Origin of the sequence: uncultured Treponema sp. (assembly GCF_946187725.1) — a bacterium.
GTDB lineage: Bacteria > Spirochaetota > Spirochaetia > Treponematales > Treponemataceae > Treponema_D.
In genome coordinates this window covers 41,447-54,187 of record NZ_CAMHSK010000013.1, presented here as the reverse complement: position 1 = coordinate 54,187, position 12,741 = coordinate 41,447, and the positions used below count along the sequence as shown (strand labels likewise).

Here is a 12,741-nt window from a genome sequence, read left to right as displayed (position 1 = left end):
TCACATTAGTTCAATTTATATCGGCCAGTAGAAATTGTGTGACCGTCATTGTAAACATCGAACCAGATTTCCTTGTTTCGGTTTAAGTCAAGTGCCTCATAGAATTCCTTGAGGTTTGAAATCTTTTTATCGTTTACAGCAGTGATTACATCACCATTCTGGATTCTGAGTGCAGCAGCTGGAGATTTTTCAAGCACATTCGAAACGGCAACACCCTGAATCTTGTCCTCAAGTTTAAGGCTTTCACGGAGTTTCTTATTGAGCGGAGAAGCAATGAAACCTGGCCAAAGTTTTGCATTGTCACTTGAAACAGCTTCAGTTCTCTCTTCAATCTTTACGGTAAGCGTAATTTTACTGCCACCACGAATTACGACAAAATCAGCATTTTTACCGGCAGGAAGATATGCAACTTCACGGACAAGCTCACTCTGAGAGTTTACATCCTTGCCGTTGATTGCAACAATAAAGTCACCTGCCTGCATTCCGCCTTTGGCAGCAGGAGAATTCAAGAATACCTGAGAAGCAAAGGCACCTTTCTGACCTTTTACACCAAGTTCCTTTTTATAATCATCTGTAACATCGACAAGCGAGATTCCAAGCCAACCGTAAGTGATTTTTCCATTAGAAATGAAGTCATCGATTGCCTTTTTGACAGAGTTGATTGGAAGGGCAAAGCCAAGTCCAACGCTTCCACCAGAACCAGATGCAATCCATGTATTGATTCCGATAACTTCACCGTAAATATTTACAAGCGGACCGCCGGAATTTCCCTGATTGATTGCCGCATCAGTCTGAATGAAATCGTTCATGTTGCCAATCTGATCACCGCTTCGGCCTGTAGCACTTACTATGCCCTGGGTAACTGACTGTCTGTAACCGAGAGGGGCACCCATTGCAAGACAGATGTCGCCAGTCTGAACTTTGTCAGAATCGCCCAGTGTTGCAACGATGACATTCTCTGCGTTTTTCGCATCAAATGAAACAAGCGCGATGTCCTGTCTTTCGTCTGCGCCAACCAGTTTTCCTTCAAATTCCTGGCCGTCATTGAGTTTTACAGTGATGTTTGTTGCTTTACCGGCCACATGATTGTTCGTGAGAACATAAACAGTATCGCCGTTGCGCTTTACGATTACGCCGGAACCAAGACCTTTCTGCTCATATTCCCGCTTTTTGTTTCTTGATTCAGAATCTCGTTCAGCATTCGGATTTCCGAAGAAAAAGTCAAAAGGCCAGTCTTCAAAAGGATTCATCGCCTGAACTTCTTTTTTCTCTGTAACATCGATTTCAACAACAGAAGGAAGAACGCCAGATGAGATTGAGCGGAATGAATTCTGCAATGCTTCGATTACTTTGAGTGAATCAGAAGAGATTGTAACAGCAGGCTTTGAAGTGTCGGCGAATGCAGTTGCGGCACTTCCTTCAACCTGAACGCGAGTGCAGGAAAGAGAAACTGCGGCAAACGCAAAAGCACAAGCCGCACCTCCTGCAAGGAATCTTTTTGTGATTTTTTTCATATTTAAGCCTCCAAACCGTAATTTCACCAGGAAATCCACGGTTTAATCATTTGCATTTTCTATTATATAAATGACGGAGGCTATTTAAAAGTTACAGAAATTTGTTTTTATAAATTGGTGTTCCCCATGCTCCGCATGGGTCGCTATGTCCGCACTTCGCTACCGCTCATTGCCGCAAGCGGCAACTTCGGTGCTCCCAGCGCTAACACACTAAATCATCACAGGCAGTGAGGACTTCGGTGTGGTCGTGGAAGACAGCTACCGTATGCTCCTCATGGCAGCTCCATTTGTGGTCTGCAGTGAGAACAGTCCAGCCGTCGCTTGCCAAATCGACATCACCAGTTCCAAGGTTAATCATCGGTTCAATTGCAAGAACCATTCCAGCCTGAATTCTTGGATTAGGACCGCCTTCCGGAAGATTAGGAATGCTCGGATCCTCATGAACATCAAGACCGACACCATGACCACAGTAATCATAGACAACACCATAGCCGTATCGCCCGTGAGCAACATCATATACAGCGTTTGAGATGTCGCGGATTCTGTTTCCAGCCACGCAAGCCGCAATTCCTGCTGTAAGACTTTCACGAGTTGCCTGTACAAGACGACGGATTTCAGGTTTTACATTTCCGACCATGACAGTGTGAGTAGAATCCGAAATATAACCGTCAAGGTCAATTCCAATATCAAGCGAAACAATATCGCCGTCATGAATAATCCTCTTTCGTGAAGGGATTCCGTGAATTACCTCGTTGTTGATGCTGATACATGCAGCCCCAGGGAAATCTTCATGATACCAGGCTGGGGTTCCGCCAATGCTTTTGATGAATTTTACGCACAAATCATCAACTTCCTTTGTACTCATGCCGGCATGAACCTGCGGCACGACTTCCCTGAACAAATCTGCAAGGGCATGGCAAGACCGCCTGATACCCTCGATTTCCTTTTCATTCTTCAAACGAATCATAAAATCTATATCTCCTTGACTGTTTCTCCGTTCACAAAACATCCTGTTTTGTTCACTCCGACAGAATTTTCTTTCAGAAAATTCTGTCCTGTCTCTTTCGCCGCATCCGTGCGGCGCATTACCTCACAAGTCTAAGTGCTTCTTCTTCACAGATTCGGGCTGTGCTATCATCGCCCATTCTTCTGTAGGCAGCGGCCATTTTCCGCAAAAAAATTGCATCCGCGCTCTTTCCGAAGCCAAGCTCCAGTGCCCGCTCCCAGCAATCAAGAGCAAGCTCATCCGGGATTTTTCCTTCGAGATGATTTTTGAGTACGCTTGCGGCCAGTTCCATCACCTCAGGGAAGAAAAGCCTAAAATAAGCATAGCTGTACTCCATTCTAATTATCTGCTCCAAAAGAATGAAGGCATCATAATATTCCTGACGCAAAACAAGCTCCTCGCAAAGAATGAATCCATAGTCCATAAAATCTTCACGGGTGAACCACTTTGCAAGCCTGAAACCTGCATGATTCATACTCATCCTTTTGAATTCTGCCACAGCATCGTCCTCACGATTGTGCATGAGGTCAAAAAAAATCAGCTTTGAGCGGCTTTCTTCGTCAGTGCGAGCCGAAAGCCACTTTCTATAATCAAAAGAATTTACAGAACGATTGTACCGGCTCTGGGCACGGTGCATGAAGTAAGACTCATCGAACAAAGAGCGCTGCTTGACATCAGACAAAATCTCATAAGCCTTAACAAGCTCCCGAAATTCCTCTGTCGTTGCAGAATCTTGAGACGCATCTGGATGTAAAAGTTTCGCTTTTTGACGGTAAGCACGCTTGATTTCTGCCGCTGTGGCATCATGGCGTACACCGAGAATCTTATAACAATCTTCCATATACAGTGTACTCGTCGTCAATTTCGGCGTTCGCTTCCTTCATGAAAGCCTCGTCAACTTCAAGGAATCTTCCGCCGGTGTTTTCCATGCAGGAATCCGAAAATTCTTTATATTCAGGAAATTTTTCAGCAATCTTTTTGATTTCGCAGGCGGCAATTTTAGAGAAAGCGTTTGCTCCTTCTGGCCTCAAATGACTGTTATCCCCTCGCCCCTGAGGAAAATTTTCGTATTCGTTTGAATCAAAATTCATATAGAATCTGCGACTTCCCTCAAATCCTTTTTGAGCAAGAAAATCAAGCGTAAGGGCATTCATGTCGATGCAAGGAACACTTTCGGCAACGGCCGTTTCGATTATAGCAGCAGCATATTCGCCATGAGAATTTTTGGGTTTATCATCCTCAAACATGCGACGGGCCATTGGTGTAAGAAGAATCGGCTTAACGCCTTTTGAGCGAAGTTCACGCACAAAATACGAAAGATTCTTTCTAAAAGCTCCGTCTTTTCCGGGGTCAGTATGCCTTGCAGGATCATCTTTTTCGTCATTATGACCGAATTGAATCATGGCAAAATCACCAGATTCAGCCCAAGCCATGGCAGACATAAAACGCCCTTCATCAATGAATGACTTTGTGCTTCTGCCGTTACGGGCAAAATTCAGCCAGACAGTATCCGCCGGGAAAAACCGTGCCAGTTCCTGTACCCAGCCTGTCTGCGGAAAAGTTGAGAAGTCATTATACTGCATTATACTGTCGCCGAGACATAAAACGCGCATATTACTCTACTGTTACTGATTTTGCGAGATTTCGCGGCTTGTCAGGATCATTTCCACGCAGAATTGAACAATAATATGCGAAAAGCTGTGCAGGAATGATTGAAAGCATAGAAGCAAGTTCTGGCTCAGAATCAGGAATTGTGATTACAGAATCACAGCAATTATTGAATGCACCTGTTTTGTCGAGTGTAATTGCCATTGTGACAGCACCACGGCTTTTTACTTCAACGATGTTTGAAGCAAGTTTTTCATAAAGTGACGGTTCAGTCGCAATTGCAACGACGAGAGTATCAGAATCAACGAGTGCGATTGGTCCGTGTTTAAGCTCACCGGCGGCAAAAGCCTCACAGTGCATGTAGCTGACTTCCTTGAGTTTGAGTGCACTTTCCAAAGAAGAAGCCGAATCAAAAAGACGACCAATATAGAAGATTTTTGATTTATTAAACTGGCGTGAAGCGAATTTCTGGATTTCAGTCTGATTATCAACGATTTCCTGTGCTTTTGAGGGAATTTCGACTATACCAGAAAGCAATTTTTCATATTCAGAAGATGAAAGATTGCCGCGTTCCTTGCCAAGTTTGAGTGCAAGAAGATAAATGCACATGAGCTGTGTAGTGTAAGCTTTTGTTGAAGCAACGGCGATTTCAGGCCCTGCCCAAGTGTAGATTACCTCATCAGCTTCGCGGCTTACAGTTGAACCGACACAGTTTGTGATTGCGATGACCTTTGCGCCAGCCTGTTTTGCAAGGCGAAGGGCTGCCAAAGTGTCAGCTGTTTCACCAGACTGAGAGATGACGATGAAAATGTCGTTTTTGTTGAGAATTGGATTTCGATAGCGGAATTCAGAGGCAACATCAACGGCAACAGGAATTCTTGCAAATTTTTCGAATGCGTATTTTCCGACAACGCCGGCATGATATGCGGTACCACAGGCTGTAATAACGATTCTTCCGGCCTGCTTCCAGTCTTCACCAAAATCAATTTCATCGAACTGAATGTCTACAGGTTTTTCGCCATCAAAAACGATTCGTGGACGAAGAGTGTCAGTGAGGGCTTTTGGCTGCTCATGGATTTCTTTGAGCATAAAGTGTGCGTATCCGCCCTTTTCTGCACTTGCCATATCCCACTCAACATGTGAAGGCTCGCGAACAACTTTATTGCCAGTTGCGTCGAACAAATCAACATGGTCATCGTAAAGAACTGCAAGCTCATTCTGATTGAGGTAATAGACATCGCGAGTATATTCAAGAACTGCCGGAACATCCGAAGCAATGAAATTTTCATTTTTGCCCAGGCCGACGATGAGAGGGCTTTCTTTGCGGGCAGCAATCAGGCGGTCAGGATATTTTGTACAGACGACGCCAAGAGCATAACTGCCTTCAAGTCGATGCAAAGTCTCCAAAACGGCCTTAAACAACTCGCCTGTCTTTTCGTAGAAATAATTGATTAAATGAGCGATAACTTCGGTGTCAGTCTGACTTTTGAAAACAATTCCCTGATCCTGAAGCCAGGCCTTGAGTTTTGCGTAATTTTCGATGATGCCGTTGTGGACGACAGCAATTGTGCCAGAAACATTTGTATGCGGATGAGAATTGATATCACTTGGTTCACCGTGAGTTGCCCATCTGGTGTGACCGATTCCGACAGAGCCTTTGATTACTTCATCAGCAATTTTTTCTTCGAGAAATTTCAATGCACCTTTAGATTTGCGCACAAGAATTTCATTAGAATCTTCTGAAAGAACGGCAATTCCGGCCGAATCGTAACCACGATATTCAAGTTTTTTGAGTCCGTTAATCAAAACAGGGGTCGCCTGTCTAGAACCTACATACCCAACGATTCCACACATACATTTTACCTCGATTTTTGGGAACAAGTCAGTTTATGGCAATAAAAAAAGCCATCGAAATACGATGGCTAAATAATACTAAAAAATCAAATATTAAACAATCGAATCAAGAACTTTGACTACATCATTGTCATAAAGATTCGGTTTAGATTCAAGTTCCTGAATAGCGGATTCTTTGTCTTGAATCTGTTTGTAATTGCGGCGGCTGATAAGCGAGTTGTAGCTTTCTGCAACATGGATAAGCCGTGCAATCTGAGGAATGGCATCCCCGGCAAGACCTTTGTAACCGGAACCGTCCATATTCTCATGATGATACTTTGCAGCATCTTCAAAAATATCCCAGTATTTTCTCGGAACAAAACCAAGATACTGTTCATACTGATTTACATGCTCACGAAGAATTTCTCTCTGCTCGTCAGTCAAGTTTTCTGCCTCAAGAATCTCTTCTGGAACTGCAAGGAAGCCTGCATCGTAAACCATTGAAGCCGCAAAATAAATCATTGATGAATTCTGATTTAAGCCAAGCTGCATTGCAAGCTTATAAACAAGCTCACTGACATTCTTTGAATTGTTCTTTCGCTTTGTGACGGCATCAATTTCGCTTCCAAGCTTTTCACAATCAATTACAAGCTGCTTCAATTCTGCCTTTTCATCGTCAGTCATTTCTGGAGCAGGAAGAGCATCAACTCCCCAGCGAGAACTTCCGGCTGACTTCAAGCCCATGCCTCCAAAATCGGTAATGCCTCCAAGGAGAAGCTGATTATTGGTCTGCTGCATTCCGGCAATCAGTTTAAGAGTTGAATCAAGCTGAGCCGTCTGCATTGCAGAAGCACGGGCAGAAACACGGATTCCAACAACAACAAGAATGAATACGATGACAAAAATAAGCGCACCGAGCATGACAAGAATCCAGATTGTTTTATTGCTGGTTCTGCTGATTTCCTTCATTGTATTGTTAGTTGTTTCAGAAACTTCGCGGACAGCTTCGGCTGTTTTTTCGCCAGCAGATTCAAGGCCCTGTCTGATAGCCTCTTTCATTTCCTCGTTGCCAGCCTGCTGAGTAGCCGCAAAACTTTCCATCATTTCTTTAGTTTGTGCCTGCTGCTTTGCATCACGGGCAGCCTCTTTTATATCTGCCTGCATCTGCTGAATCATACGGACATATTTTTGAATCTGCGGATCATCAGAAAGTTTTGGATAAGTCTGAAGATTCATTATGACATCATTAAAAAGAGTGAAATCTTTTGTTTTTGTCATTTTATCAAGCAACTTTGTGTAAATTTGAGTTGCGAGAAGATAGACATTTCCAGGAACTTCATCACGCTCAGACAATTTAAGGGTAGCATTGATTGTTTTGAACGCTTCCTCGTACTGCATTGCAGAATACTGATCGTCAGCCCGCTGCAAGAAACGCTTTGTAAGATCAGATGTTGAAGACTGAGCAAAAACGATTCCAACAGAAAATACACAGAGCAAGACTTGCAGAAGATTTTTTTTAATTTGGTTTTGAATCATTTTACTTTGTAACATTTCCAACTCCAATTGCAAATGTGATTTTTGTTCTATTTTCCATGCCGCCAACATTCCTCATTACGAGCAAATCCTGGAAGCCAAATTCGACACCGACTTTTGTTTTATCATTGACAGCCATTGGCAAAAGAATGGAACCGCCGAATTCCATTGCAGAATTTATGTCTTCGTATGCCAGATGACCTAAGTCGTAGTCATAGAAAGCCCGGATTACAGCCTCTCCCACAGGAACATTTTCAAAAGCAGCACCAATTACTGGTGATATGAAAGTATCTGTAGAACCTGTTCTGTCGCGGTCATTTGAAGCAAGGATGTGAGCTGCAAGACCAGCACGAACAAACAGGTATTTGCTTAAATCAGCAAAGGCGAATTCTGGAACAAAACGACCTGACATGAAGAATTCCTGAGGTGCAGCCTGAGCTTCCGGTAGGCCGCTTGAATTGAGCTTTGCCTCGCCTTCAAGCCCGCCCGAAGTAGAGAAGGTCACGATATGAGCATCAGCAAAGAGGTCAGCACCGATAATGAATCGTTCTGACGGCCGGAAAACATTTGCTCCTAAAGCAAGACCGTATTTAAGGCTGGAATAGTCAGGCTCTGAGACTTTCTGATAGACAAAATCTGCAAGTCCAAGTTTGACAGTCCAAATCCATGAAGAAAAAGAAGCCTTCTGTTCGTTGACATAAACTTCCTGGCCAGAAGCTGTACTGACAACATGATAGTTTCCACGGCTTTCGAGCTGAGCCTTTGATTTGGCATTTCGGGCCGCAATGCGTTCCTCTTCAAGTCTTTTGCGGTTTTCAGCTGCCTGCTGGGCAGCCTGCTGATTTAGGATAGCTTTATCAATGTAAGAATACAATTCAACGGCATCAAAATTTTCGATATTGTTATCGATGACGGCAAGAGAAGTCTGACGAGCGAATTCCAGATTATCAGTGATGATGAGCTGACGCGTTTTTTTGAGCGTATAATTCTCAATCAATTGATAATTTGGAGAAGACTTGTTATCGGAGAGAACTTTTGAGATTGCATCAATAGACCTGCCGGCAATCGCCATGTCTATTCGTTTGAATGCTTCACCTACATCCTCAGAAGACTGTCCGAAAACAGAAAAAGTACAGGAAACAGCTAAAACAGCAGCCATGACCGTACGGATTTTTTTAGTTCGGTTCACAATAAGTTCCTCTCTTTGAAGTGAATTCTATTGTAGCAGACAAAAAATGATTTCGCAATCAAGATTTGTATTTTTCAGCTACTTTCCAACACAGAAATGCTCGAAAATTGATCCAAGCACATCGTCTGGCGTTACATCACCGGTAACTTCACCAAGTGCATCAAGGGAATCTTCCAAATCCTGGACAACAGCATCAAGAGCGTAATCTTCACTTAAGAACAGTGCATGACGCACGCTTTCAAGTGCCCGCTCAACGCTGTCTTTCTGACGCTGTGAGCCAAGCCCCGTAATGTTTCGCTCACTGCTTTCACCAGCTGAAAGAGCCTTGCGGACAGCCTCACTAAGTTCTCCAAGTCCTATTCCTTTTTTTGCGGCAATATGAACCTGGGGGATAGAAAGCGACGGCAAATCCGACTCTCCCTTCAAATCGCATTTATTCCATACAAGAATCAGCGGAATGGATTTTTTTGATTCATCCATACCGAATCTTACATGCTCAGTTATGAAAGCCTTGTCATCTTCTGTCAGCCCGGCATTTGAATCGACAAGGTAAAGAATCAGGTCAGCTTCCTCACTTAAATCATGAGTCCGCTCAACTCCGACAGCCTCAATAACATCATCTGTCTGCCGTAAACCTGCCGTATCAAAAAGCCTTGCCGGAATTCCTGAAAAATCAATCCAGCTTTCGATAAAATCTCTGGTCGTGCCTTCAATATCGCTTACAATCGCACGGTCTTCTTTGAGAAGGGCGTTAAAAAGTGATGATTTTCCGGCATTTGTCCGGCCACAAAGAACAACCCTCGCACCGTCCTGATAGATTTTCTCGCTCTTCCATGAAGCAGCAAGTTCTTCAAGCACTTTTTCGGCCTTTTTAAGTTCAGAAGAATCAAAGGAATCCGCAATTGTTTCCTCATCTTCAGGATACTCAATTTCAACCTCAATAGCCGCCAGAGTATCAATGATATGTTTTTTTACTTCATCAATCGTTGCGTAAAGATTTCCGGCAAGTCTTCCTGCAGCCCTGCTCTGCCCCGCATCCGTTTTTGAATCGATTATCTCGCGAACAGCCTCAGCTTTTGTCAAATCAGTTTTGCCATTGATGTAAGCCCTGAAAGTGAATTCTCCCCTTTCAGCCGCACGGAATCCACTATTTAATAGAAGATTATAGACAGACTGAACGACATGAACCCCGCCGTGACATGAAATCTCAATCATATCTTCGCCAGTAAAAGACTTCGGAGCGCGGAAAACAGAAACAAGAACCTCATCAATTCTTTCACAACTGCTAATTGCTAATTGCTCACTGCTAACTTTCTGAACCCATCCGTAAACGATTGTGTTTCCGTTTGCTTCAAGCAGGGCTTTTGGCCTTGAGAAGATTTTTGAGAATAGTTCAATGCAGTTTTTACCTGAACAACGCACGATTCCAAGCGCACCAGGCGCTAAAGCAGTTGCAATCGCTGCAATCGGTTCTTCAGGCGTATATTTTAAGTTCGTCATTTAACTTTCCGAGTACGCTTCCCAAAGTTTTGTAATATCACTCAACTTAGGGAAACTGTTTTTTTCTTTACTTCGGTCACGGACTTCCTGTTCACGGATTGAATCCCAAGCCGCAGTATCATCAACAGTCTGTGTGGTTCTTGTCTGGTCATCATTCATAAGAATGCTGTCCTTTTTTGAAGGGCCGGAAAGAGCAGGTTTTCTGTATCTTGAATCTGCCTCATAAGACGGTCCAGGATACTTTTCATCGCCAACATCAGGGGAAATGTCATCGTAACGGCACATTCCGTTCCAATACATATAGCCTCGGTTCACGCTGTCACGAACGCCGTAAACCTGCTGCGTTACATAGTTTTTATTATACCATGCGCGGTCATAGCTTACATTCAGATAAAAGGCCTGAACCCACGGTCTGATAATCAACTTATTACGGCCAATCACGGTGTTTCGGTATGTTCCATAGTAGTACACACGATACGGCCGTTCGCTCACAGGCGCATAACTCAAAAAGGTCTGCTCAAAATGGCTCGGATAGAACATCGGGCAGACGACATCAACATATTCTGCAAGAAGCTCTACATCCTGACCGGTTCGCGTGCCTGAACGGTACCAGCCGTTTGCACCGTAGATGTCGATTCCAATCGGTGCATCAATATTTGCCCGTGCATATCGGAGGAATGAAACAAGAGCGCTTTCCTTGTCCATTCCGTCGCTTTTCCATCTGAACTGGGCGTTTGCCATGTTCTTTCCGTCTGTCGGAAAACGAATATAGTCAAACTGAATCTCATCAAATCCGCGTGCAATCAATTCCTGAGCGATGTGCACATTATATTCCCAGACTTCCGGTGAATAAGGATCGACCCAGTTTTCATCATAATAGAGAGTTTTTGTCTCGCCGGTTTCATTTCCTTCTTCATCCTTCACTTTTTCGTAGCCGGAAATTCCAATCCACGGTTTTGAAAGACTTCTATCCCAGACCGCGTACTGTTTTTTTCCGTAGTTCGCAAGATTTTTGTCCTTAAAAGTGACGATTCGCGCAATGAGATAAATTCCCTGCTCTTTCATCATTGGAACAAAGGTATCAATGTCTATTCTGTATTTTGAAATATAGCCTTTTTCGCGGATAAGCGGATCATTTGCTTCAAAGCGAATTCCGCCGTAATCATCTTTCATGTCGATGACCATTGCATTGAGTTTGTTATCCTTAATGATTTTCTTATACTGCTCGATTCCTGATTTCGTCATGACTTTGTGAGCCTGAACATAAACTGCCTTCTTATCAAGTGCCTTTGAAGCGTACTTGTTGTTCACATCATCAGGATACAAAAGCCAGAGTTCCCCCAGTGTCAGGCCGCTTTTTTTCTCATCAGAATTTGGAATCCATGCACTGTAAAGAGTGTCGTCGTTTCCGAGACAGTTAAAGCCTGATTTCCATCGGTCATACTCGGCAGGAAGGGAATCAGTAGTTTTTGTTGCCGGATTATAAGCTGCGACTTCACCAGTCTTTGTATACAGAAGTTTTGTTCCATCCCAGAAAAGAGCGTCAATCGTTTCAACAGGCTCTTTTCCTGCATACAGAAGCTCTCCTCTTTCCTTTGACCAGTCAAATCGATAGATTCTAGGAAGGTAGCTCTGCGAAACGAAAACTTCTGTCACAGGGAAGCCGTTCGCATCAGAAAAAACAACAGGAAGGATGTCAGAAATTTCATCAGGATAAGTCTGAGTCTTCATGTTCTCAAAGCCGCCGTTACAGTCTTTCCATGCGATTTTTTTTGCAAGTGGCATGCAGTATGAGAATCCGAAAATTGTATGTGCCATGAAAACAACAAGGTCTGTCTGAGGAGGAACAGCCGGGGTGACAGTTCCGTCTGCGTTTGTGACCGCCGGTTTTTCCGTTCCGATTCGTCTCATGTCACAGACGGCAACTGCCTTGATTCCTGAGGTTGTTGCAGAAGTTGAACCTATTGATTTCCAGTTCATTCCGCCGTCATAAGTAATGTAGACATCATCTTTTGTTGCAGTTACGAGAATATCAGGATTTGTCGGATGAACGGCAAGATCTTTGAGTTGTGCCGGCTGCTTTAGGAAGAATGTCTTCGTGCCATCCCACTGTTTAATAGTAAGAAATGGAAGCCCTTCATTCCTGAAATCAAATACATTCAAATCAGCTGATGAGATAATTCCTTCTGATGTAAGGAAATACCATCGAACTTTAGAATTTGTCCGATCCTCCGCGCGCACGATTTTTGAAACCTTGCCACCCTGCCAGAGAGGAATTGCCGTTTTGCTCGCATTGATTTTATAAAGGCCAGTCTCGCTTCCTGCAAGAATAAAGCCAGAAGATACTTCCCCTGCCTTTTCCGGGCCGTTTTCGGGCAGCCTGTAGATTGAAGTGTCCTCGGTTTGAGCCGTAGCTATACATGAGCTTAAAGAAAAAATCAAAAAAATCGAAAATAATATGCGCATATCTATGTTATCGGATTTTTTTTGACGCGAATTCACAAAATCATCACTTGAATTCAGACTTTTTTTGGTGGATAATAGAGATATGTTCGAAA

General features: G+C 43.6%; 9 protein-coding genes. All 9 read right to left on the bottom strand.

What is annotated here, in order from left to right; translation table 11 throughout:
* Positions 1–5: 5 nt before the first annotated feature.
* The gene (locus tag Q0Q74_RS07100; RefSeq protein WP_294429645.1) at positions 6–1,514 is read right to left on the bottom strand and encodes a Do family serine endopeptidase; all 1,509 of its coding nucleotides are present in this window, start codon (positions 1,512–1,514) and stop codon (positions 6–8) included.
* 202 nt (positions 1,515–1,716) lie between these two features.
* Positions 1,717–2,481 carry a type I methionyl aminopeptidase gene (gene map, locus Q0Q74_RS07095; protein ID WP_294429644.1) on the bottom strand — a complete coding sequence of 255 codons (765 nt, stop codon included), beginning with the start codon at positions 2,479–2,481 and terminating at the stop codon, positions 1,717–1,719.
* 118 nt (positions 2,482–2,599) lie between these two features.
* On the bottom strand, positions 2,600–3,361 hold the full coding sequence (locus Q0Q74_RS07090; protein ID WP_294429643.1) for a J domain-containing protein: 762 nt from the start codon (positions 3,359–3,361) through the stop codon (positions 2,600–2,602).
* On the bottom strand, positions 3,345–4,133 hold the full coding sequence (locus Q0Q74_RS07085; RefSeq protein ID WP_294429642.1) for a rhamnogalacturonan acetylesterase: 789 nt from the start codon (positions 4,131–4,133) through the stop codon (positions 3,345–3,347). Before Q0Q74_RS07085 ends, Q0Q74_RS07090 begins: the two co-directional genes overlap by 17 nt.
* A gap of 1 nt (position 4,134) precedes the next feature.
* Positions 4,135–5,982: a glutamine--fructose-6-phosphate transaminase (isomerizing) gene (gene glmS, locus Q0Q74_RS07080; RefSeq protein ID WP_294429641.1), complete on the bottom strand. Its 1,848-nt coding sequence runs from the start codon at positions 5,980–5,982 to the stop codon at positions 4,135–4,137.
* Positions 5,983–6,075: 93 nt separating this feature from the next.
* Entirely contained in the window at positions 6,076–7,512 is a 1,437-nt protein-coding gene (locus tag Q0Q74_RS07075) for an HD domain-containing phosphohydrolase (RefSeq protein WP_294429640.1), read from the bottom strand.
* Positions 7,499–8,683 (bottom strand): hypothetical protein, encoded by a 1,185-nt coding sequence (locus Q0Q74_RS07070; protein ID WP_294429638.1) that lies wholly within the window; start codon positions 8,681–8,683, stop codon positions 7,499–7,501. The genes Q0Q74_RS07075 and Q0Q74_RS07070 overlap by 14 nt, the downstream gene beginning before the upstream one ends.
* 78 nt (positions 8,684–8,761) lie before the next feature.
* Complete coding sequence (gene mnmE, locus Q0Q74_RS07065; RefSeq protein ID WP_294429637.1) at positions 8,762–10,183, bottom strand: tRNA uridine-5-carboxymethylaminomethyl(34) synthesis GTPase MnmE; 1,422 nt, start codon at positions 10,181–10,183, stop codon at positions 8,762–8,764.
* Entirely contained in the window at positions 10,184–12,625 is a 2,442-nt protein-coding gene (locus tag Q0Q74_RS07060) for a putative glycoside hydrolase (RefSeq protein WP_294429636.1), read from the bottom strand.
* Between the last annotated feature and the right edge of the window lie 116 nt (positions 12,626–12,741).